Origin of the sequence: Peptoniphilus obesi ph1, from assembly GCF_000311865.1 — a bacterium.
Lineage (GTDB): Bacteria > Bacillota > Clostridia > Tissierellales > Peptoniphilaceae > Peptoniphilus_E > Peptoniphilus_E obesi.
The window spans coordinates 117,639-142,312 of sequence record NZ_HE978581.1; the positions used below are offsets into that span (position 1 = coordinate 117,639).

The following is a 24,674-nucleotide window of genomic DNA, read 5'->3' on the forward strand; positions in this document are numbered from 1 at the left end:
CTCTTTTATAAAAAATATTAAATTGATTTATCTTCACCTGGTTGAGCTTCAATTTCAGTATCAGTATCAAACTTTTCCATTTCTAGATATCTTTCATATCTTTCTTTAGCATTATCTTCAGCTAATTCATAAAGTTCTTCTGCTTTTTCTGGTTGTAGTTTTAATAATGAAGTATATCTTACTTCTCCATCTAAGAATTCTCTGTATGGTATTGTTGGTTCCTTTGAATCTAAAACAAATGGATTCTTTCCTTCTTTTTTAAGTTCTGGATTGAATCTATATAGGTGCCAGTAACCAGCGTCTACTGCTTTCTTTTCTTCAGCTACTGAGAATCCCATACCTTTTTTAATACCATGTGATATACAAGGTGCATAGCAGATTATTAATGATGGTCCATCATAAGCTTCAGCTTCTTTAATAGCTTTTAGTGCTTGATTCATATCAGCACCTAATGATATTTGAGCTACGTATACATATCCGTAAGATGCTGCCATCATTCCTAAATCTTTCTTTCTAGTAACTTTACCAGCTGCAGCAAATTGTGCTATAGCTGCTGTTGGAGTAGCCTTTGATGCTTGACCACCAGTATTTGAATAAATTTCTGTATCAAGAACTAATATATTAACATTTTCACCAGAAGCAACAACATGATCAAGTCCGCCATATCCTATGTCATAAGCCCATCCGTCTCCACCAACAATCCATTGAGATTTTTTGATTAGGAAGTTCTTTAAGCTTCTTATTTCTTTTATTATTTCATTAGCCTTTTCATTATCTGTATCATTATCTAAAACTTGTAGAATTTTAGCTGTAGATTCTTTTGATTTTTCAAAGCTATCGATGTCACTTACCCATTCTTTAAAAGCAGTTGTTAAATCATCATCTAAGCCAAGACTTATATATTCTTCCATTAACAGCTTAATTCTTCTTCTACTTTGAATTTGAGATAGGTGCATACCATATCCATATTCAGCGTTGTCTTCAAATAATGAACTTGCCCATGAAGGACCTTTTCCATTAGCGTCTTGACAATATGGCATAGATGGTGCTGATGCACCCCAAATTGATGTACAGCCTGTTGCATTCGCAATGCTAAGTCTATCGCCAAATAATTGAGTCAATAGTTTGATATAAGGTGTTTCTCCACAGCCAGCACAAGCCCCTGAAAATTCAAGATATGGTTGGTGGAATTGTGAATTTTTCACATTATTTGTATCAAAGTTTTCTTGTTTAGTATCAATTGTTGTAGCAAATTTCCAGTTTTCATTTTCTGTTTCGTATATTTCTTCAAAAGGAACCATTTCTAGTGCCTTGTTCTTAGCTGGACAAACTTGAGCACAGTTTCCACAACCTGTACAGTCTAGTGCTGATATTTGAATCCTATATTCATATCCTGCTGCACCTTTTCCAAGAGCTTTTTTAGTTTCAAATGTTTCAGGAGCTCTTTTTTGCTCTTCTTCATCAAGTAAGAATGGCCTTATAACAGCGTGAGGACATACTAATGAACATCTATTACATTGAATACAGTTATCTATTTTCCATTTAGGTAGGTTAACTGCAATTCCTCTTTTTTCATATCTTGATGTTCCAGAAGGGAATGTTCCATCAGCATTATCTGCAAATGTTGATACAGGAAGTTTATTACCTTCTTGTCTATTCATTGGAATTAAAACGTCATTGACAAAGTCACTTGCGCCTTTAATTCTTGGATAAGATTCTTCTTCAAGTCCTGCCCAATCTTTATTAACTTCCACTTTGTGAAGTGCGTTTACTCCAGCTTCAACAGCTTGATAGTTCATTTGAACTATATTATCACCTTTAGCGCCATAGTCTTTTACTATTGCGTCTTTTAGGTATTTTATAGCATCATCAATTGGTAATACTTCAGCTAGTTTAAAGAAGGCTGATTGCATAACCATATTTGTACGGCCGCCAAGTCCAATTTCTTGTGCTATTTTTGTTGCGTTTATTGTATAAAATTCAATATCATTTTCAGCTATATATTTTTTAAGTTTATTTGGAAGGTGTTCTTCTAATTCCTCATCAGACCAAATTGTATTAAGTAGGAATTTTCCTCCCTTTTTCAAGCCTTTTAATAAATCATAGCTATGAACATAAGATTGTTTTGAACAAGAAACAAAGTCTGCTTCTGTCAATAAGTAAGTAGATTTAATTCTGTGGTTACCAAATCTTAAGTGAGATATTGTTACACCACCTGATTTTTTAGAGTCATAGTCAAAGTAACCTTGAGCAAACATGTCTGTATTATCGCCTATTATTTTAATAGCAGATTTATTAGCTCCTACTGTACCGTCTGATCCAAAGCCCCAGAACTTACATCTAATTGTTCCATCAGGTTCTGTTCTAACATTTTCTTTTAATTCTAAAGATAAGTTAGTAATATCATCATTGATACCAATTGTAAAGTTATGTCTTGGTTTATCTTGGTCAAGATGTTCAAAAACAGCAATAATTTGATTTGGTGCTGTATCTTTAGATCCTAACCCATATCTACCACCAACTATAATTGGTGCATTTTCTTCATCATAGTATAAATCTCTAACATCTAAGTATAACGGTTCTCCTATTGAACCTTTTTCTTTAGTTCTATCTAAAACAGCTATTTTCTTAACTGATTTAGGCATAGCTTCAAGAAAATGTTTTTTAGAGAAAGGTCTGTATAAATGTACTTTTAATACACCAACTTTTTGACCATTCTTATTTAAGTAATCTACTACTTCTTCGATAGTTTCAGTAACTGATCCCATTGCTACAATTACTTTTTCAGCATTCTCATCTCCGTAGTAGTTAAATAGTCCATAATCTTTTCTAGTTAGTGATGAAACTTTTTTCATGTTTTCATCAACTATATCAATTATATTTTCATAATATTTATTTGATGCTTCTAATTCTTGGAAATAAATATCAGGGTTTTGAGCAGTACCTCTAATTTTTGGTGAATTTGGATTTAATGCTCTTAATTTAAATTCCCTAATTGCTTCTTTATCTACAAGTTTGTCTAAATCATTGTAATCTAATACTTCTATTTTTTGTATTTCATGTGAAGTTCTAAATCCATCAAAGAAATGAACAAATGGAACTCTTCCTTTTATTGCTGATAAATGGGAAACAACAGCCATATCCATAGCTTCTTGAACTGATCCAGAAGCTAATAATGCAAAGCCTGTTGCACGAGTAGCCATAACATCTTGATGATCTCCGAAAATACTTAGAGCATGAGATGAAATAGCACGAGCAGCAACATGAAATACTCCTGGAAGTAATTCACCAGCGATCTTATACATATTAGGTATCATTAATAATAAACCTTGTGATGCAGTAAATGTAGATGTCAAAGATCCTGCTTGTAAAGCTCCATGCACTGATCCAGCAGCACCTGCTTCAGATTGTAATTCCTTTACCATAACTTCTTGTCCAAATATATTCTTTCTTCCGTGAGCTGCCCAGGCATCAGCCTTTTCAGCCATCGGTGAAGAAGGAGTAATCGGATAAATACAAGCTATATCAGAAAAAGCATAAGCTATATGAGCTGCAGCTTCGTTTCCATCCATAGTTTTAAAATTTGTCATAAAAACCTCCCATTTCTAAAGCCAAAGTTATAACTTCCATATATTATAATTCTATGAAAGTTAAAAATCAACATATACTTTTATAGATTAAATCACTAACTATTTAATCTGTTTCTTTATAATTTAATATTTTTTTATTTAATTCCTCGGCTGCATTGTATCCTATTTCATTTTGCTTAAAACTTTTTGTTGCCATCTCTATTATTAAAGCGTTTTGTCTGCCAGGCTTAATTGGTAAAGTATATTTTACTATTTTTTTACCTAGTATTTCTTCATATTGTCTATCTAGACCTAGTCTTTCATATTCTTTATCATCTTGCCATTCTTCTAAGTGAACTATCATCTGAACCTCTTTATCCTCCATTACAAATCCGACTCCAAAGATGCTCTGCACATCAATTATGCCAACTCCTCTTATCTCCATAAAGTGTTTTGTAATTTCTGGTGAGCTTCCTATTAGTTCGTCTCCAAATCTTTTAATAATTACACTATCATCTGCTATTAATTTTGATCCCTTTGAAATTAAATCCAGTGCAGCTTCAGATTTTCCTATACCACTTTTCCCTGTGATTAATACCCCTATTCCATATACATCTAGTAGGACTCCATGAATTCTAACAGAAGGAGCTAACTTGTATTCAAAATAGTTAATAAATTTAGTGGAAAAATTATAAAAATTTTCTTTTGTTCTAAATAAACTTATATCGTTTTTAAAAGCATATTCTACAACTTCATCAAAGATATAATTATCAGACAGAAAAATTATAGCCGGAATTTTATAATCAGAAAATAATTCTAGAAGTTTTAGCCTTTCTTCACTTGTTTTTTCATTTATAAAATACCATTCTTGTTGGTCTATCGCTAATATCTTATTAGATGCAAGCTCCATATGGTGTCCTATCATTTGAAGACCAGGTTTATTTAGGTTAGATGATATTATTCTTACATCTTCATAGTTTGAAGAAAGATAAATGCATTCTAGATTCAAATTTTCTACTATTTTTTTTAATTTTATACTATCTTCCATTGCTATTACCTCTAAAATGCTTGTAAAGTGACTCTGCAGAATTTTTATTCATAGAAGAAACTTCTAGTAATTCATCTATACTTGCATTCTTTATCTTTTCTATAGATTTAAAATGAGTCATTAGGTCGTTTTTTCTCTTATTACCGATATATTTAATTCCATCTAGTTCAGATTTAAATATATTTTTAGACCTTAATAATCTATGATAATTTATTGCAAACCTATGAGCTTCTTCTTGAATCTTGTAAATCATCCTGTATGAGTCAGAGTTGATTTTTAAATTATATTCCTGGTTGTCATAGATTATTCCTCTTGTATTGTGAAATTCATCTTTAACCAAGCCACAAATTTCAATGTCTAAATTTAAATTATCTACTACTTTCCTAGCTATATTAACTTGTCCTTTTCCTCCATCCATCATTATTAAATCTGGAAGTTTTGAAAAAGATGAGTTTATATTTCCATTTTTTTCTTCAATAGCTCTTTTGAACCTTCTGTTTAGGACTTCTTCCATAGATGCATAATCATTAGGACCTTTTATTGTTTTTATTTTGAATTTTCTATAGTCACTTTTCTTTGCAACTCCATCTTCAAAAACTACCATAGATCCAACTGATTCTATCCCATAGGTATTTGATATATCGTAGGCTTCAATTCTCCTTGGATAATTTTTAAGTCCTAATAAGTTTTCTATCTCTTCAAGAGCTAGTATATTTCCTTTAATTTTTCTTTTGTACCTGTCTGAATATTTATTTAACATGTCCAAGGCGTTTTTCTTGACCATTCTAAGAAGTTCAACCTTTTCTCCCCTTTTTGGTACAAAAATCTCAACCTTAGCTTGTCTTTTATCTTCTAAGAATTTTTTTATTACTTCTTCTTCATCAGGCTTTACTTCTGTAATTATTTCTTTCGGTATAAAAGATATGCCTCCATAAAATTGTTTGATAAAAGCAGACATTAGTTTTGAATCACTATCATTAAAATAGTCTCTTAGAAAATAATGTTCTCTTCCTATAATTTTCCCAGATCTAATAAAAAATACTTGAACTAAAACCTCATCAACGCCTCTTGCCATAGCTATTACATCTCTATTTTCATCAAAGTCTGTATTACTTATAATTTGTTTTTCGTTTATCAATTTTAAAGCTTCAATGCTATCTCTAAATTTTGCCGCCTCTTCAAATTCTAAATTTTCAGAGGCATCTTGCATCTTTGCTTCTAATTTTTTTATAAGCTCATCATCTTTATTAGATAAAAATTTTCTGATTTTTTCAATTGATTGATTATACATTTCTTCGTCTACGTTTCCTTGACAAGGAGCAAGACATTTTCCAATAAAGTAATTTAGACATGGCCTGTAATTACTAAGATTTTTGTCCAAATTTAAAGAACAAGTCCTAAGCTTATAATTGTCTTCAAAGACTTCCAAGGCATCATTTACAGCAGTAACTGCTGGATATGGACCAAAATACTCAGCCTTATCTTTTTTTATATTTCTAGTTTTTATAACTCTTGGGTATTTCTCATTAGTGATTTTTATATATGGATACTGCTTATCATCTCTTAAGAGAATATTATATTTAGGATGGTTATCCTTTATTAAGTTGCTTTCAAGTATTAACGACTCCACTTCATTTTGCACAATGATATATTCAAAATCATTTATTCTAGCAGTCATCGACTTAAGCTTTAAACTAGATTTTCCATAAGTTCCAAAATACTGCCTAACTCTTTTTTTTAGAGATTTAGCCTTACCAATATATATAATTTCATCGTTTTCATCTTTCATGATATAAACGCCTGGAAGATCAGGAAGCTTTTTTAACTTATCTTCTAAATTCACTCAAATCACCTTAAATTTCTCTTGTTACCTCCTTAAGCCAAACTTTTTCTTCTTCGCTTAAATAAGGAGATATCTTTTCATATACATCTTTATGATATTTATTTAATTTAGCTATTTCTAATTCATTTAAATATTTTTTATCAACTGCATCTAAATCGATTGGAGCAAAAGAAATTGATTCTAATTTATAAAAGCTACCACTTTCATTTTTAACATCTTCTACAACTTCAACTAAGTTTTCTGTTCTTATGCCATGTTTGTTTTCTCTGTATATTCCAGGTTCATCTGAAAATACCATACCCAATTGAATTTCAGCTCCTACAGACTTAGTTCCAAGGCTAGGTGGTGCTTCATGCACTCCCAACAAATAACCTACTCCATGACCAGTGCCACACTTGTAATCATAATTTATTGACCAAATTGGTGCTCTAGCTACTGTATCAAGTTGCTTATCAATAGTACCTTTTAAAAATACCATATCTAGTAAAGTTAAATGTGATTTTAAAACATAAGTAAAGTCTTTAACTTCTTCATCAGTTAACTCACCTAAGGCTATTGTTCTTGTTATATCAGTGGTGCCGTCTAGATACTGTCCTCCTGAATCTACTAGATATAAGCCTTTATCATTTAATTTTGAATTTTTATCAGCAGTCGCACTATAGTGCATCATTGCAGCATTTGGTCCATATGCAGAAATAGTATAAAAACTTTCTTCAATAAAACCATCTTGTTCTTTTCTAAACTCTAATAGCTTTTCGGAAACTTCATATTCATTGAGATTTTTTAAATCAGCCTTATTTTTTAGCCAATATATATATTTGGTTAGAGCAACTCCGTCTTTAATATGAGCATTTCTGATATTTTCTAATTCAACTTTATTTTTGCAAGCTTTCAAATTAGAGGATATATCATTTCCCTTAACTATCTTGTTTGAATTTTCTGCAAGTTCAAAAAGTTTTCTGTTCATCTTGGAAGGGTTCATATATATAGTTTTATCTTTATAATTTGAAATAAAATCAAAAATTTCTTTATAGTCTTTTATTTCTGCAAATTTTTCTATATAAGAACTTACTTCATCATCTAATTTATTCTTGTCTAAGAAGATATAAGCCTTGTCTTGATCAATCAAGCAATATGAAATTACTACTGGTGTAAATTCAATATCATTTGATCTTATATTAAAAATCCAAGCTATATCATCAAGACTATTTATTATTGTTAAATCACAATCTTTTTCTTTTAATATTGCTCTAATCTCATCAAGTTTTTCTTCAGAGCTTTTACCAGCGTATTTTATATCATGGATAAAAACTTTTGAATCAGAAAGAGCTGGTCTATATTTCCATAAATCTTTTACAAGATCTTTATCTAAAAACTCAACATTTTTATTCTTTGTATCTTCTTTTAAAGTTTCATAATCTTTTTCTAAAAAACATTCATAGTTAAAAGCAATTTTGCTATTGTCAGATAAATTTTTTACTATCCATTCATTAAGGCTTGGATATCCTTCAATGCCCATTTTCATTAATTCAAATCCATAATCTTTAATTTCTCTTTGGGCTTGAATAAAATATCTGCCATCTGTCCATAATAAAGCCTTATCTTTTGTAACTAAAGCTGTGCCTGCAGATCCAGTAAAACCTGTTACAAATTTTCTATCTTTAAAATGTTCAGGTAAATATTCAGATCCATGAGGGTCTAAAGTTGGAATTATATATGCATCAACTGATGCTTCTTTCATTTTTTCTCTTAGTAAATCTAATATCATATATAAACATCTCCTCTGCAATCATTATCTATATTATATCAAATAAAAATAAAGACACTTCAATAAGTGTCTTTATTTTTGAAAATATTTATCGTTTATATACATAAAACAAGTAAAAAGGATGTCCTTTTTACTTGCTGCATTTTACTCTTCTTCAAGCATTTCGTTGTATTTTTCAAAAACTGCGTCTTCTACTAATTTTCTAGTTTCTGAATTAATTGGGTGTGCTATATCTCTAAACTCGCCATTTGGCAATTTTCTACTTGGCATAGCAATGAATAGTGATTCTGCTCCTTGAATTATTTTAATGTCGTGAATTACAATTTGGTCATCAAATGTTACAGAAACAATTGCCTTCATTTTTCCCTCATCAGGTAATTTTCTAATTCTAACATCAGTGATTGTCACTTTGTGTCCCTCCTCCATTAGTAATAATAAGTAATAAAATGTTTATTAATTCTTTTTTATATATACCCTGTTAAATCGCTAACAAACTTTATATAAGTCTTAAATACTATTTTTTTAAAAAATTTAATAATGTTTGAGAATAATGATATAATAAAAAGAGTAAAATTTTTGGAGGAATTATGTTTAATTTAAATATAGATGAGCACGCATATAAGCACATACATTTTATAGGTATTGGTGGTATTTCAATGAGTGGTCTTGCAAAAGTTATGCACTTTGCAGGATATGAAGTAACAGGATCTGATTTAAATAAGGGATCAACAACAGAATCATTAGAAGATATGGGAATTAAAATATACTACAACCACTCAAAAGATAATTTAAAAGATGTAGATCTTGTAGTATATACCGATGCTGTAAATTTAGAAAATCCAGAATTAAAGTCTGCAGTTTTATCAAAAATAGATGTCATTGATAGGGCAAACTTTTTAAATGCTCTTATGAGCAATTTTAAGGTTTCAATTGCTGTATCGGGAACTCATGGTAAAACTACCACAACTTCAATGTTATCTGAAATTATTTATAATTTAAAAAGCAATCCTACAATACTACTTGGCGGACAACTAGATGATATTGGTGGAAACGCAAAAATTGGAGATAGAAATTTGTTTTTAACAGAAGCATGTGAATATAAGGCCAATATTTTAAAATATTATCCTACAACTGCAATTGTTTTAAATATTGACGAAGACCACCTAGATTTCTTTGAAAATATAGATCATATTATTAGAACTTTTGAAGGCTATGCAAAAAATTTAAACAAAGATAGCATATTAGTTTTAAATATTGATGATGAAAATGCCAGTCTACTTCTTAATGTTGGAGATGCTAAAAAAGTTACAATAGCTATTAATAAAGAAGCTAATTACACAGCAAAAAATATTACTTATACAGACCAAGGCTACCCTAGATATGATTTATATAAAGATGGCAAGTTTATTGAAAAAATTCAACTATCTATTTTAGGAGACCATAATATTTATAATTCATTGGCAGCTATTGCAGCAGCTTACGAAAATAATATATCCTTTGATGAAATTAGAAATGGTTTGAAAAACTACAAAGGAGTCCACAGAAGACTTGAAAGCAAAGGATGTTATAATAAGGCAAAAGTAATAGATGATTATGCTCACCATCCAACCGAAATAAAAGCTTCTCTTGCATCACTTAAGTCCAGCAAAAAAAGGAAATTATATTGTGTTTTCCAACCACACACCTTTACTAGAACGAAACTACTTTTAGATTCTTTTGCCAATTCATTTAGCGATGCTGATTTAACTATAATTACAGATATTTATTCAGCCAGGGAAAAAGATTATGGAGATATACATTCAAAAACTTTGTGTGAATCTATAAATAAAACAGGTAATGAATCAATTTATATTGAAGAGTTTGAAGATATAGTAAAATATCTTAAAGATAATCTAGAAGAAGATGACATCATTGTTACTATGGGAGCAGGAGATGTTTATAAAATTGGCGAAATGCTAATTGAAGAAGATAAATAATTATAAATAAATATTTAATCTAAAAATACCAGTTTCTAGCTGGTATTTTTTTGTATAAAAAAAGCTTTGATTTGACTCAAAGCTTTTAATACCTTTCGTTTATGTACTCATCTATTAAAGATTTTCTTTTTTTATCACAAAATACGTGATTTTCTTTTAGAATATTAAGAAGCCATTTTGACATAGAATGAAAAATAGCTTCTTTTTTATCTCCTAAAACAATTTCATACAAATTATTTTCTAATTTATCTGAATCACATTTTATAAAATAAGAATCAACATTAGAAAAATTTTGTATTTCTAATATAGACAAAATTGAATTGTCTTTATGATGGTAGTATTTATTACCTAGATTTAAATAATAATTATAATATTTATTATGTTTATCACTATATCTAACTTCTTTAGCAAGCATCCTATAATATTTCGCCATGCCATTGTAGTATTGATAATTATACATACCCTTCTCATATGAATCTACTTTAATAAAAGGTTTAACATTTTCTGAGATAAAGTAATTGTAATTACTTACTAAAAATTCTCTTTTTGAAATATCTCCATTATTATATTGCATAATAAGGTAAGATCTTCTCTCAAAAAATCTATCAAATAACCCCTTTTTTCTTACATAGATCAATCAAAACACCTATATTCTATTATCTAATTAAAGCACCAACTATTGGAGCAAGCATCATTATTGCTAAAACAAATGCAATAACTCTTACCATCTTTTTATTATTCAAAAAATCACCTACTCAGCTGTAACTTCGTATGAAGAATCTTTTAGAGATTCTGGCATATCTTCTAATAAATAGTCAACATTTATATAAATTTCTTTGTCTTTAAGATCTTCAACTTTCTCTAATTTATTTTTTAAGAATTCTAAGTCTTCTATTCTTAAATGAATTACTTTATATATTCCATCGATATAAATTTTTTCTAGGTCATAATCCATTGCAAGAAGTCCACAAATAAAACCATAGAATGATTCTTTATCATTTAATCTAAAGTTGTCTGCGTTAATTAATCTTACATTATAATCTAGGCTGAAAATATGATCATCATCAACTTCAACAAAAGCTATGTTTCCATTTCCATTTTTCATATCTTCATTAGCATTGTCAATTAACCATCTAGTTTTACCTGCGCCTTTTGCTCCTAAAATGTACTTAATCATAATAAATCAAATCCTTTCACTTTTTCCCCTTGATATAGTTTATTCTTTTCCATAATTGCTTCTATATCATCCCTGATTTTCCACCAGGACCTATCCCAATTACAAAATAAACTATCCTCTTCGGGTGCTCTTGATATAAGTCTTTGAATAACTATATCGTCATTTAAATTTTGTAAAAATATAATTACTCTTTGCTTATATTCTTCTAAGCTTATTATATCAAATTCTTTAGCATTATACATTCTTCCAAGTCTAGTATTTTTTAAAACATACAAGGCATGAATTTTTACTTCTTCTACTTCTAAAGCATTTAAAATACGTGCAGTTTCAATATTGTCATCTAAGTTATCCCAAGGTAAATTTAATATAACATGGGCACATATTCTTAGATTTCTTTTGTGACTTCTGATAACTGCATCTATAAATTCAGCCAAACCATGTCCCCTATTTATCTTTTTTAAAGTGTGGTAGTTTACAGTTTGAAGTCCTAACTCTAAGGTAACCATAACTTTTTTATTAATTTCTTCAAGATAATCTAGATATTTATCTGGTAGACAGTCTGGTCTTGTTGATATTGATATACCCACAATATCATCTATTAAGCAGTCTTCAATATTCTTTTTAAAATTTTCAAAGGATAAATAAGTGTTTGTAAAATTTTGAAAATATGCAATAAATTTTTTAGCCTTATATTTTTTTGATATAAGTTCTTTATTTTTTATTAATTGCTCTTTTATACTTCCTTCTTTATTTTCAAAACTCCCGCCCTCTTCTCCACAAAATATACATCCACCAAGTCCGCAAGTTCCATCTCTATTAGGACATGTCAAATTCAATTTTATTGGAAGTTTATAGACTTTTTCTCCAAATTCATCCTTTAAAAATTTTGAATATTTATTATATATCATAGTGATTTTATAAAATCTAATACTTCTTGAGGGTTTTCACTAGCTTTTACATCTCTATACTCTTTTATCAAATTTAAATCCTTATCAAAAACAAAAGTTGATCTTACTGTTTTTGTTACTTCTTTTCCATACATTTTAGCTTTTTTTAAAATTTCATAGTTAGCATGCACTTCTCTTTCTGGATCTGAAAGTAATTCATAAGGAATGTTTTCTTTTTCTTTAAATTTCATATGAGATTTTATAGAGTCTTTACTTATCCCAACAACTTCTGCATCAAGCTTTTTAAATTCTTCATATAGGTTTGAAAAATTATTAGCTTCAATTGTGCATCCCTTCGTATTGTCTCTAGGATAAAAATATAATACTAGGTATTTACCCTTATAATCATTAAAATTTCTTTCTTCTACTTCTGTTGATTTTAAAGTAAATTCAGTTTTCATATAATCACCTTTTCTACTAATTTATAAAATCTTAATATTTAATTTCTTCAATTAAATTTATAAGAAAATTAAATACATTAGCTACTGATTCTATTTCTAAATTTTCGCCTGGAGAGTGAACATTGTGCATTGAAGGACCAAAAGATATCATATCAATATCTCCTATTACATCTGCAAGTATTGCACATTCTAGGCCTGCATGAATAGATTCAATTTTTAGCTGGCTTCTAGTTAATTCTCTATAGACATCAATAGACAAGTCTCTGATCCTAGAATTGTTTTTATATTCCCATGCAGGATAGTTGTTAGAAATCTTATATCCAGCTTGGCAAAGCTCTGCTATAATCCTATTTCTTCTAGCTATATCATCTTTTAGTGACTCGAGCTCAGCCCTAAGTGAATTGTGGATAATTATTTGGTCTTCTGTAGATTCTATAATTCCTATATTAGAAGATGCTCCTACAAGACCTTCTATATTATCACTCATTCTATCTACTCCATTAGGAATAATATTTAAAGCTTTTATAAGATTATTAGATAAGTTTTTATTTAAAGCTTTATCACAAGCATCAGATTTTTCAAAATTTAGTCTTACATCTGGGTCAATGTTTCCATATTCTTTAACAAAGTCCCTATTTAGGCTAACAATTTCATCTTGAATTTTTCTTATGTCAGAATCTAAAACTCCTATAATAGCTCTTGAACTTCTTGGAATAGCATTTTCCTTGCTTCCTCCATATATATCTATTAATAAGATATCAAATTTATTAAACAAAGAATCTAAACTTCTTGCAAGTAATTTATTTGCATTTGCAAGTCCTTTATTGATTTCTTGTCCAGAATGTCCGCCCTTTAGTCCAGAAATTATTAATTGATAAAATTGTCTTTCTTCTTTGATATCAATATATTTTTTATCAAAAATAATATTTTCTCTTTGTCCGCAAGCACAAGAAACACAAGCAACTCCTTCACTCTCAGAATCAAGATTTATAAGAGTTTTTGCCTCTAATTTACTTCCGTCTAGGTTTTTTGCACCAACCATTCCAGTCTCTTCAGTTGCTGTAAAAAGAGCCTCAATTTTTGGATGTTTATATTCATCAGATTCTAATATAGCCAAAATCATTGCAACAGCAATTCCATTATCAGCACCTAATGTAGTTTCCTTAGCAATAATTTTATTATCTTCTACAGTGAACTTAATTGGATCAGTATCAAAATTAAAATCTGAACCATCAAGCTTTTCACAAACCATATCAGTGTGGCCTTGTAATATTATTGCTTCCTTGTCTTCATAACCAGGACTAGCTTCTTTTTTTATTATTACATTATTATATTTATCATCATAGTATTCAAATCCATGATCTTTAGCAAAATTTATTAAGAAATCTTTAATTTTTTCTTCTTTAAAAGAGCATCTAGGAATTTTTGTAATTTCTTCAAAATAATAAAAAACTCTTTTGGGTTCTAAGTTTTCTAGCTTTCCCATTTTTCCTCCTAAAAATTAGTCAAGTTTGATATGGCAATAGCCATTTGGATTTTTCTTAAGATAGTCTTGATGGTATTCTTCTGCAGGATAAAAGTTTTTAATTCTTAAAACTTCTGTAAGAATATCTTTCTTATAATTGTTTTTTATACTATCTATATAAGAATTAATAATTTCAAGGTCCTCATCTTCATTATAATATATTCCAGTTCTGTATTGACTTCCAATGTCATTTCCCTGTCTATTTAATAAAGTCGGATCAATTACTAAAAATAATTTTTCCAATAAATTTTCTAAACTTATTATATTCTCATCATAGATAATCTTTACTGTTTCTGCTGAGTCCGTCATCCCGCTACAAACTAATTCATAGCTTGGATTTTCAACTTTGGAGTTTGCATAACCAACTTCTGTATCGGTTACTCCCTCTATTCTTGAAAAATATTCTTCAATTCCCCAAAAACAACCACCAGCAAAATAAATATCTTTCATTTTAATAATCCACCATTCTTTTCTTAAATCTTAGTTTTAAAACATCAACGCTAAGATAGCTGATATCTTTTAATCTCAATTGAATAAATTCATTTTCTATATCTTTTAAAGCATCTTCAACTAAATAATTTAAAGATTTATTCTTTTTAAAGTTTTCATAAACTATATCAAGTACATAATCTTCGATTTCATTTTCTTCATCAAAATCATACTTGAAAAGGTCAAAATATTTTATAAATAGAAGAGAATATTTTGATCTTATGAAATTCAAAAAATCTATAGTAGATTCATAGTAGCTTACATTTTCCATTTGACAGATTATTTTTAATATCAAATTCCATGTAAAATCTCTACTTGATAAATAAATAATTACATCCAAAATATTTTGTGTGAATTTATCTGAAAACTTGATAGTGTCTTCAAATTTGATATTATCACGCATTGAAATCTCATCAGAACTTATTTCATTTATCCTATTTATTAACTTTACAAAGTTTTCACCATAAGATAACTCTTTTTTCTTGGCAGCTGTTAATTGTAAAAACTCAACTATTACATCAGTACAATGTTTAAAGTTAAATACAAATCCAAGCTCATTTTTAATCTTTTCACTGTAAACATCATGAATTATCTTAGATAATAAATGATTAATCTGCGTATTAGCTGATACAACAGCACTAGCATCTAAGTTTGATACATGCTCATATAGTAATAAAAGCTGTTTATCAATCATGTATAGGGAATCCTTGATAGTTGCCATAATTTCTCTGAAAAATTTTTCATCAATCATATAGTTATAATTTTTATATAAGATTTTATGGTCAATTTCTCCCCAAAATACATTTACCATTGACTTTATTTGCAACTCAAAATTAAAATGATTTTTCCCATACTTATACTTACAATCAATCTTGTAAATCTCAAACCCATTATTTTGAATTTGAGGTTGGCGATCACTCAGTTTTAAAGATATGGGAGAATTTTCATCATTTTTAAAGTAACCATTACCCTGGTCGACATTATAAGTCTTCTTTATTAACTCATAAATTTCAGTTTCATCTTTTATAAATCTACATTCAATCCTAATACCAATCAAATCAGACATGTTCATTATCATAGAATTGACATCTTCATACTCAAGATAAAAGTTGTTTTTTATTATTTTTTCTTTAAAAGATTTCTCAGACTTTATTCTATAACTCACATTCATAAAATTATCATATTGAGAAAGTGAGTTTTTTAAAGATTTTACAGTTTTTCTTGCTATCTGATCAAATATATTTCTATAAGTTCTAAGTGCAACTATTCCCTCATCAACAAACTCAAAAAGTTCATTTTGCATTTGACGACCTCCTAATAGCATACTGACTATTAGTTATTCTTAGTCATTTTTTAAATCTTTCTTTTCTATTTTGTATTTGTTTTGTAGATCTCTAATCTTGTCTACATAAGCTGTTTGTTCTTTTAATCTTCTTAAATCAGAATATACTTCTTGTTTTACTTCAGAAAGAGTATGCTTTTTAGCTTCATTTTTCTTGTTTAATCTAATTATATGATACCCAAAATCTGTTTTTACTGGGTCAGAAATTTCTCCTTCTTTTAAATCAAAGGCTATTTCTTCAAATTCTGGAACCATAGTTCCTCTTCCAAAGTCGCCTAGGTTACCACCATTTTGTTTTGATGGACAAGTTGAATATTCTCTTGCTAAATCTTCAAAATTTTCTCCTGAACTTAATTTTGCCTTAACTTCGTTAGCTTTTTCTTCGTCATCAACTAGAATATGAGATGCATTTATTGTTTCATCTTTATCAAATTTTTCAGCATATTGATTATAATATTCTTCAACTTCTTTATCTGTTGGGTCTATGCTTTCTATTAATTTTCCAAGAGCATAAGTTGTAAGAAGAGAGTTTTCTGTCTTTTTTAAGATTTTTTGATAGTCTTCTTCTTTGTCATAACCTTGTTCTTTTGCATCTAGGAATAAAAGTTGTTTATAAATTAATTCATCAAGTATTTCTTCAGAAACTTCTTGACCTGATTCTTGATGAAAATGTTGTTGAAGTTGAGGATTTAATCCTCCCATAAAAATTAAATAATCTTCGTATGTTATTTCGTGATCTCCAACTTTTGCAATTACTTCGTATTTGTTCATTATTAACCTCCAATAAAAAAAGCAGCCTTAGCTGCTCTTATCTTATAAAATTACTATATTCTCAGCTTGAGGGCCTTTTTCACTATCTACAACATCAAATTCAACTTCTTGATTTTCTTCTAATGTTTTAAATCCTTCTTTTTGAATTTTAGAAAAATGAGCGAATACATCATTTCCTTCTTCAGTTGTAATAAAACCAAATCCCTTTTCACTATTAAACCATTTAACTTTACCTTTCATTTAATCCTCCTTAAAATACTTCAATCCTTTGTAAATGTAGAGTGTTCAAATAAAAGACAAGCTAAGCATTTTCAAATTCATAAAGTTGATCAACTAGTATTATATCATAATGGGTTAATTATTCAAACATTTAAATTTTAAAGAAGCTTTCGAGTTTGTATTTTCAGTTTTTATTTCAAAATATGAATAAGTATCATTACTATAAACTCCTACACTTTCTCCTTTTTTAATTTCCTTATTATATATGAGATTTATATCGGATATAAATTTGTCTTCTAAAATTTCTTCTGGGATTGCATCAAATATCCATGAAAAATAAACACTATTATTTACGTGTTTATTATAATCTATGTCTGATTTTCTAACATCAAAACTTGCAAGTTTTTTTATATCTTTTACTGGATCTATTCTTTCAATTTCTGAAAAATTTCTTTTTTCATAAATATCATACAAATCAATTATATCTTTACCAAGCCTAACAGGTTTCTTATTTTTAATATCAATTAATAAAAACACGGCTGTTGCTTTAAATAATAATTTTTCATTTTTATCATAGCAAGCAAACTCTCTATATGAATATATTTTATCAAACCCACTTGGCCAAGTTTTGATTTTAATTATTTCATTTTCTTTAATTTCTCTATTAAAATTTATTTTCCACTTATAAATTATCCAAGTTAAATTATTTTCATAGATAATATCTTGATAACTGTGCCCTTTTTCTTCAAATTCACAATCTGATGTCATAAGGCATAAATTAACCAGATAATTAATAAGTAATTTCCCCTTGTGACATAAAAAGCTAGGAACTTTATAAATTTTTTCGTACAAAATATCACTCCTAATCTTGGACTAATTATAGCATAGCAAGTCTTATATTTAGCAAGTTTACACACTTTTTTTATTATGTTATAATTCAAAAAAGAGAAAAAATTAAAATAAGCGCCAGGTCCTTATGGGATGACGAGGAGTGAAGTTATCGAAATATTCGGCGGATGCTTCAAAGGTCTCACAGCCTCAGTATTCTTTAAAAAATAAGAGAAATTTTATAACAAAGAGGATACAGTGATCTCTTAATATAAAAAATATGGAGGTACAATATGTGCGGAATTGTAGGATATTGTGGCAAAAAAAATGCTACTGATATTATTATTCATGGCCTTAAAAATTTAGAATATAGAGGCTATGATTCAGCAGGTATATCTGTTATTACAAAAGATAGTATTAAAACAATAAAGAGTGTTGGAAAGTTAGATAAACTTGAAGAAGTTTATAAATCAAATCCAATTAAGGGAAATGTCGGCATTGGCCATACTAGATGGGCAACTCACGGAAATGTTAATCTTGAAAATGCCCACCCTCACCTAAATTCTAAAAATACAATTTCTTTAGTACACAACGGAGTGATTGATAATTATTTAGAATTAAAGGAAGAATTAGAAAAAGAAGGATACAAATTTAAATCAAAAACTGATACTGAAGTAATAGTTCAATTAATTGATTTTTATTATAATGGAAATTTACTTAATGCCGTTTTAAAAACTGTAAAAAGATTAGTTGGATCATATGCTCTAGGCGTAGTTTGTAATGATAATCCAAGTGAACTTATAGCAGTAAGAAACAATTGTCCTTTAATAGTTGGATTTGCAGAAGATGGATTTATTATATCTTCAGAAATATCTTCTATTATTGAAAATACTAACAAAGTTGTATATATGGACAACAAAGAAATTGCTCAATTTAACCTCAATAATACTTATAAGTTTTTTAATTATAATTTAGATGAAATAGAAAAGGAAATAGAAACAATGGATCTCAATAAAGACTCTATATCAAAAAATGGTTTTGAACACTATATGCTAAAGGAAATATTCGAACAACCAGATGCCATTAGAAATCTTTTAGATAAGAGAGTGATTAATGGAAAAATAAATCTTGGTGAATCTTTCTTTACTGCAGAAGAAATTAAAGAATTTGAAAAAATATATATAATTGCTTGTGGAACAGCTTTCCATGCTGGAGAAATTGCAAAATTTGCAATTCAAAACTTCACTGGCAGACAGGTTCAAGTAGAAATAGCATCAGAATTTAACTACAATCAAAAATTTGTTGATGATAAAACTTTAGCAATTTTTGTAAGTCAATCTGGCGAAACTGCTGATACCTTACTTGCACTAGAAGAAGCTAAAAAACTTTCTGCAAAAACACTTGCAATAGTAAATGCACAGAATTCAACTATGACTAAACAAGCTGACAAAGTTATGTATTGCTATTGCGGTCCAGAAATTTCTGTTGCTTCTACAAAAGCTTTTACAACTCAATTAATTTTACTTTATCTTCTTGCCCTAGATATGGCAGAAAAATTAGGAACTTTGAGTGAAGATAAAATTAAATCTTACTTAGATGAACTAAAAACAATTCCTGAAAGAATAAGTGAAATTCTTGAAAGAAAAGATAATTTTAGAAATATAGCAGAAGAATTAAAAAATCAAGAATCAGTTTTTTATACTGGCAGAGGAATAGATTTTACTACAGCGAAAGAAGGAGCTCTTAAATTAAAAGAAGTTTCTTATATTCACACAGAAGCTTTTGCTTCAGGCGAATTAAAACACGGTTCAATAGCTCTTATTGATGATTCAACAAAAGTTATAGCTATAATTAGCCAAGAACACACCGCTAAAAAAACTGCAATAAATCTGGAAGAATTAACTGCAAGAGGCGCTAGCATATATACAATTACAGATTTTGATGATAATACTATAAAACAAAATTCAAAAGAAGTAATTAAATTTGCAAGAACAACAGACTTCTTTGCTCCACTTCTATCAGTAATTCCAGCTCAATTAATTGCCTACTACACTTCCCTAGCAAGAGGAAATGATGTAGATAAGCCAAGAAACTTAGCCAAGGCTGTAACAGTAGAATAAGATTAATATAAAAAAGGAGGTAGATAAAACTACTTCCTTTTTTTGATGCTTAAATAAAATATATTTTCTTTAACTATTATAGAACTCTCGCAAGCTAGTTTATCAGCAGCAGATTTTAAAATGCTAAGTCCAAGCCCTGTTGAGTTCTTTCTAGTTGAATCTATAACCTTCATTCTTTCAAATAAAAAGTCATAGTTGCCATCTTTTAAATCTGTCTTATTTGAAAATATTATTTCAAATTTATTGTTTTTTTCTACAATACTTATTTTATTTGATCCTTTTGAATACTTTAGCATGTTATCCATGGCATTATTTATAAGCATTTCAAATAATTTTCTATCAATAACCGTTTCAAATATTTCAATATCTTTTTTTATTTCAAGATCTTGGCCTGCTTGTTCAAATAAATCATAATAGTTTAAAATAATTTCTATTGTTAGATCAACTAGATTTATATTTTCAAGCTCGCTACTCTCATAATTTGTCATTATTGCATATTGGTAGAATTTTTCTATTAATTCTTTTAGCGTCTTACTTCTTCTTGATAAGATGCCAAGGTACTCTTCCTTATTTTTATCATCTTTTTCAAATAATTCTATATAGCCAATTAAGGATGTAAGAGGAGTCCTTAAATCATGAGATAAATTAGCAAGCAGTTCTTTATGGCTTTTATCTAAATCTTTAATCTGATTACTCAAATCATTGTTTTCTCTTATTAAATAATTAAATTTATCTAAAATGGAATCAAATTCTTTGCTTTTTAACTCTAAACTAGACTCAGATATATCTCGGTTTTTTATTTTATAATCTAAAATTTCTTTTAACTTGTCTATATCCCTTTTGATTCTGTATTCTCTGTAAATTATATAAATAAGAAGTAATATTATTATAAAAACTATCTCAATCTTCCCCTTTTTTAGTCAAGATTTTTCCTATTAAATAAATATAAACTTATGGCAAGCAAAATGAAAAATAAAACTAAAGAAATTCCTAAATAAGGCATCATTTGCCCCATTGATATACTATTTATTTTACCATCTCCTAGTATATAATCACGAATAAATTCAAATTTCGGTATTTTTATTACTACTTCTTCAAAAAACTGGTCAGCTATTTTACTAGTTGTTGTTGATGGTGCAAACTTAACTATCTTTAAAAGTATAGGAATATTAAATTTATTACCCAAAGTTCTCAATATTTTTACAAAAAATGCAGCGAAAAAATATGATCCAAGGGATGCTGTATAGTCGCTTTCTGTTCTATTAAATAAAATCAAAGGAATCATCATAAAAACCAGTATTTGTGGAATATTTATAAGTATATACTTTAGCATAATTAAAATTAAATCGAAATTTTCTTTAGAAAAAAATCCATATAATACAAATATAGCTAAACTATGTACTAGAAAAACTATTAACAAAAAGGCAAGACTTAATATAAATGAAACTAAAAGTTTTGATAAAATAATAGTATTTCTAGAATATCCCGTCTCAATCGGTCTTAAATATCCAGATTCTTTTAATTCATCTGTGAGTACAAACATAGTTATAAACATAGCCAAGATACCGCTAGTTTTTATTGCAAAAAAATTGCTTAATATCATAGGAAGTATATCAAATTTTGTCAGGTCAAATTCTTTGAAATTAAAATTTCTATATAAAAAATAATTTAATATTACAACTGAAGCTAAAAATACTATAAGTGTTAAATAAAAAGATTTTCTTTTTACAACTCTTTTTAAATCTAAAAAAGCATATCTCATTTTTCTTCACCTACCAAACTTATATAATAATCTTCTAGTGAAAGTCTTTCTCTAGAAATTCCCATTAAATAAATTCCCTTTCCTACTAGAATTTTTTGGAAATTAAACATATCAAAATCATCAAACACCCTAACCACATTATCAGCCAAGACCTTATAGTTATTTATCTTTAAATCATTTTCTATTGTATTAACTACTTGGGCTAGGTCTTCTTCCTTGCTAGTAACTTGTATATAGTTTTGAGTTTTTTCATCTAATTCTTCTTTTGAAATCTCTTCTATCATTAAGCCATTTTTTATAAAACCCACTCTATTTGTAATTAAAGAAAGTTCACTTAAAATATGAGAAGAAACTATTATACTTGTATTCCATTCTTTATTAATTCTTTTAAGAAAGTTTCTAAGTTCAATTATCCCTTCTGGATCTAAACCATTTATCGGTTCATCTAGTATTAAAATCCTTGGTTTGCCTATACAAGCAGCAATTATTCCAAGCCTCATCCTCATGCCAGTTGAATAAGATTTTATTTTTTTATTTAGATGTTCTCTCATATTAAATTCATCTATAATTTCATCATCTAAAGAAAATTTAATTCTTTTTAAATCAGCAATATATTTTAACGCTTCTTTCCCTGTCATATAGGAATAAAATGCAGGTTTTTCAATTAAAAATCCAATTCCAGATTTTTTATTTCCAAGATTATCTAAATTCTTTTCAAAAATACTAACTTGTCCCGAATCTCTTATAATATGGCCTGCAATTATTTTTAAAAATGTAGATTTTCCAGCTCCGTTCGGTCCTACTAATCCGTATATATCATGATCATACAGATTAAAATTAAAATTGCTTAGAGCCTTATTTTTCTTAAATGATTTATTTAAATCAATACATTCAATAATTTTCATATCACACCTCTTTCTATCTTGTATTATTGCAAATATTTTTTTATTTTTTCTAAATCAAAACTAAAGTAATTCTAAATTTTATATATTTATTATATTTTATTGCAAATAAAAAAGGAGGATGAAAATCCCCCTTTAATAAACTATCTATTAAGCATTAACTCTTTCATTGTTTAGGTCATAGAATATTCTTTGACAAAGTTTTGCATCATAAACTGCTTTTGCTGATTTAATCTTAACAGTGTTTGTCTTTTTAACCTTACTTGTATCTACTAAGGCATAACCTATGTTTTTGCCTAAAGAGAAACTATAAGTAAATTTAGTAACCTTTCCAACTTCTTCTGAATTAAATTCTACTTTATCTCCTGGCTCAATTTCAGCTTCCTTATCTTCTACAACAAAGCCTAATAAATCTCTAGTAATTCCTTTCTTCTTAGCCTTTTCTAAAGAGTTTTTGCCTATAAAGAAAGTGTTCCAATCAACAGTCCAACCATATCCAACTTCTAAAGGATTTGCACCTTCAAGATCACTCATTAATACATAACCTTTTTCTGCTGGAAGACTTGTAATTATTACATCACTTGTTATATTTACAAGATTAAATTCTTTTCCTTTTTCAATTAATTTATTTTCTAATTCTTCTTTCTTTTCGCTTGGAACATAAAGTTCATATCCAAGTTCTCCGGTAAATCCAGCTCTTGCAATCATAATATCTAAATCGCCAACTGTATTATCCATAACAGTAAAGAAAGCTAAATCATCAATATTTTCATCAACAAGACTATTAATTAAATCTCTTGATTTTGGACCTTGAACCGCATACATTGTAAGTCTATTAGTAATATCTTCGTAATTAACATCTTCTTCTTTTTTATGTTCATCAAACCATTTGATCATTTTATCAATGTAAAGAGTTGATATTAAATACCTATCTTCTTCTAGGTGAAAAACAATTACATCATCTATAATCTCTGCTTCTCTATTTAGCATTGTTGTATAAAGTGCATGGGATAATTTAAGTCCTTTAATATCATTAACAAACATTCTGTCTAGAAACTTTGCACTATCGCTACCTGTTACATTTAATAATTGATGCGTAAAATCATAATAACCAACATTGTGCCTTACTGCTTCATGTTCTTTTTTTCTAAGTTCAAAATTATCTTTCATGTTATCACCTCATATATCGGAAAAATAATCTATTAATCTTATACCCAACTAATGTGATGATAAATAATTATTTCAACTTATAGCCTATCCCCCAAACAGTTTCTATGTAATCTTTATTCCCAAATTTTTTAAGCTTACTTCTTAAATTATAAATATGTGTATTTACTGTATCAGCTGCATATATGTATTCATCATTCCAAACGGAATTATATAGATTTTCTTTTGTAAAAATTTTCTTTGGATTTTTCATAAATAACTCTAAGAGTTTAAACTCAATAAGAGTAAGCTTTACATCCTTATCTAAAATTTTTAGACTATTATTTTCTAAATCTAATTCCAAATCATTGTGCTTAAGCTGGTTTGAAGGCTCATTTTTATTATCTAGATATTTGTTATATCTTCTCAGACTGGCTTCTACTTGAGCAAGCAATTCACTATTATCGAAAGGTTTTTCTACAAAAGCATCTGCTCCAATTTTTAAAACTTCAATTTTCGTTTCTACTGCTATTTTTGCAGACACAACTATAATAGCAACATCACTTGTTTTTCTTAATTCTCTAATGAAATCTTCTCCGCTCATATTTGGTAGCATCAAGTCTAGTAAAATTAAGTCATATTTATTTATTTTAGTTAATAATAAGGCTTCTCTTGCTGTAAAAGCGTTATCTACTTGGTATTTATCTTTTAGTATTTCTACTATCAGCTTGTTTATATCGTTATCGTCTTCTATAACTAAAATTTTATTCATAAAATCACCAATTTCATTATAACATAGAAAAAGAGCCTATACTTCAGGCTCTTATCCCATATTTTGTAA

Annotated in this window: 22 protein-coding genes; 2 read left to right on the plus strand and 20 right to left on the minus strand. The window is 28.3% G+C overall.

Annotation, left to right across the window (positions count from 1 at the left end):
- Nucleotides 1–17 precede the first annotated feature (17 nt).
- From nifJ to spoVG, 5 genes are all read right to left on the minus strand, one after another.
- Nucleotides 18–3,590 carry a pyruvate:ferredoxin (flavodoxin) oxidoreductase gene (gene nifJ / locus HGPB_RS04215; protein WP_019132450.1) on the minus strand — a complete coding sequence of 1,191 codons (3,573 nt, stop codon included), beginning with the start codon at nt 3,588–3,590 and terminating at the stop codon, nt 18–20.
- A gap of 103 nt (nt 3,591–3,693) precedes the next feature.
- Nucleotides 3,694–4,617 carry an HPr(Ser) kinase/phosphatase gene (gene hprK, locus HGPB_RS04220; RefSeq protein WP_019132451.1) on the minus strand — a complete coding sequence of 308 codons (924 nt, stop codon included), beginning with the start codon at nt 4,615–4,617 and terminating at the stop codon, nt 3,694–3,696.
- Entirely contained in the window at nt 4,607–6,460 is a 1,854-nt protein-coding gene (gene uvrC / locus HGPB_RS04225) for an excinuclease ABC subunit UvrC (RefSeq protein WP_019132452.1), read from the minus strand. The genes hprK and uvrC overlap by 11 nt, the downstream gene beginning before the upstream one ends.
- Before the next feature lie 10 nt (nt 6,461–6,470).
- On the minus strand, nt 6,471–8,228 hold the full coding sequence (locus HGPB_RS04230) for an aminopeptidase P family protein (protein ID WP_019132453.1): 1,758 nt from the start codon (nt 8,226–8,228) through the stop codon (nt 6,471–6,473).
- 144 nt (nt 8,229–8,372) lie between these two features.
- A complete protein-coding gene (spoVG, locus tag HGPB_RS04235) occupies nt 8,373–8,636 on the minus strand; it encodes a septation regulator SpoVG (protein WP_019132454.1) in 264 nt (87 codons plus the stop codon).
- A 179-nt stretch (nt 8,637–8,815) separates the two neighbouring features.
- Between spoVG and murC the strand changes: the two genes are divergently transcribed.
- Entirely contained in the window at nt 8,816–10,204 is a 1,389-nt protein-coding gene (gene murC / locus HGPB_RS04240) for a UDP-N-acetylmuramate--L-alanine ligase (protein WP_019132455.1), read from the plus strand.
- An 85-nt stretch (nt 10,205–10,289) separates the two neighbouring features.
- Here murC and HGPB_RS04245 read toward each other — a convergent pair whose 3' ends face one another.
- The 10 genes from HGPB_RS04245 to HGPB_RS04290 all read right to left on the minus strand — a co-directional run bounded on the left by HGPB_RS04245 (nt 10,290) and on the right by HGPB_RS04290 (nt 17,927).
- Nucleotides 10,290–10,841 (minus strand): DUF6648 family protein, encoded by a 552-nt coding sequence (locus HGPB_RS04245; protein ID WP_019132456.1) that lies wholly within the window; start codon nt 10,839–10,841, stop codon nt 10,290–10,292.
- A 114-nt stretch (nt 10,842–10,955) separates the two neighbouring features.
- Complete coding sequence (locus HGPB_RS04250) at nt 10,956–11,381, minus strand: hypothetical protein (RefSeq protein ID WP_019132457.1); 426 nt, start codon at nt 11,379–11,381, stop codon at nt 10,956–10,958.
- Nucleotides 11,378–12,289: a tRNA modification radical SAM protein MnmL/YtqA gene (gene mnmL / locus HGPB_RS04255; RefSeq protein WP_019132458.1), complete on the minus strand. Its 912-nt coding sequence runs from the start codon at nt 12,287–12,289 to the stop codon at nt 11,378–11,380. The genes HGPB_RS04250 and mnmL overlap by 4 nt, the downstream gene beginning before the upstream one ends.
- Nucleotides 12,286–12,729 (minus strand): peroxiredoxin, encoded by a 444-nt coding sequence (locus HGPB_RS04260; RefSeq protein WP_019132459.1) that lies wholly within the window; start codon nt 12,727–12,729, stop codon nt 12,286–12,288. Before HGPB_RS04260 ends, mnmL begins: the two co-directional genes overlap by 4 nt.
- A gap of 31 nt (nt 12,730–12,760) precedes the next feature.
- A complete protein-coding gene (locus tag HGPB_RS04265; RefSeq protein ID WP_019132460.1) occupies nt 12,761–14,215 on the minus strand; it encodes an aminoacyl-histidine dipeptidase in 1,455 nt (484 codons plus the stop codon).
- A 15-nt stretch (nt 14,216–14,230) separates the two neighbouring features.
- Complete coding sequence (msrA, locus tag HGPB_RS04270; RefSeq protein ID WP_019132461.1) at nt 14,231–14,704, minus strand: peptide-methionine (S)-S-oxide reductase MsrA; 474 nt, start codon at nt 14,702–14,704, stop codon at nt 14,231–14,233.
- A gap of 1 nt (nt 14,705) precedes the next feature.
- Nucleotides 14,706–16,046, minus strand: coding sequence for a GTP pyrophosphokinase (locus tag HGPB_RS04275; protein WP_019132462.1), 1,341 nt, complete (start codon nt 16,044–16,046; stop codon nt 14,706–14,708).
- A 39-nt stretch (nt 16,047–16,085) separates the two neighbouring features.
- Complete coding sequence (locus tag HGPB_RS04280; protein WP_019132463.1) at nt 16,086–16,856, minus strand: peptidylprolyl isomerase; 771 nt, start codon at nt 16,854–16,856, stop codon at nt 16,086–16,088.
- 42 nt (nt 16,857–16,898) lie between these two features.
- Nucleotides 16,899–17,096 carry a cold-shock protein gene (locus HGPB_RS04285; protein WP_019132464.1) on the minus strand — a complete coding sequence of 66 codons (198 nt, stop codon included), beginning with the start codon at nt 17,094–17,096 and terminating at the stop codon, nt 16,899–16,901.
- 114 nt (nt 17,097–17,210) lie between these two features.
- Nucleotides 17,211–17,927: an acyl-[acyl-carrier-protein] thioesterase gene (locus HGPB_RS04290; protein ID WP_019132465.1), complete on the minus strand. Its 717-nt coding sequence runs from the start codon at nt 17,925–17,927 to the stop codon at nt 17,211–17,213.
- Between the two features lie 269 nt (nt 17,928–18,196).
- On the opposite strand from HGPB_RS04290, the gene glmS reads away from it, so the two are divergent.
- Complete coding sequence (gene glmS, locus HGPB_RS04295; RefSeq protein WP_019132466.1) at nt 18,197–20,023, plus strand: glutamine--fructose-6-phosphate transaminase (isomerizing); 1,827 nt, start codon at nt 18,197–18,199, stop codon at nt 20,021–20,023.
- A gap of 29 nt (nt 20,024–20,052) precedes the next feature.
- Here the strand turns inward: glmS and HGPB_RS04300 are convergent, their stop codons facing one another.
- From HGPB_RS04300 to HGPB_RS04320, 5 genes are all read right to left on the minus strand, one after another.
- Entirely contained in the window at nt 20,053–20,721 is a 669-nt protein-coding gene (locus tag HGPB_RS04300) for a sensor histidine kinase (protein WP_019132467.1), read from the minus strand.
- 218 nt (nt 20,722–20,939) lie between these two features.
- Nucleotides 20,940–21,785, minus strand: a complete 846-nt coding sequence (locus HGPB_RS04305; RefSeq protein ID WP_019132468.1) for an ABC transporter permease — start codon at nt 21,783–21,785, stop codon at nt 20,940–20,942.
- Complete coding sequence (locus HGPB_RS04310; RefSeq protein ID WP_019132469.1) at nt 21,782–22,690, minus strand: ABC transporter ATP-binding protein; 909 nt, start codon at nt 22,688–22,690, stop codon at nt 21,782–21,784. The genes HGPB_RS04305 and HGPB_RS04310 overlap by 4 nt, the downstream gene beginning before the upstream one ends.
- 147 nt (nt 22,691–22,837) lie before the next feature.
- Complete coding sequence (locus tag HGPB_RS04315; RefSeq protein WP_019132470.1) at nt 22,838–23,857, minus strand: aminomethyl transferase family protein; 1,020 nt, start codon at nt 23,855–23,857, stop codon at nt 22,838–22,840.
- Between the two features lie 67 nt (nt 23,858–23,924).
- The gene (locus tag HGPB_RS04320; protein WP_019132471.1) at nt 23,925–24,605 is read right to left on the minus strand and encodes a response regulator transcription factor; all 681 of its coding nucleotides are present in this window, start codon (nt 24,603–24,605) and stop codon (nt 23,925–23,927) included.
- Between the last annotated feature and the right edge of the window lie 69 nt (nt 24,606–24,674).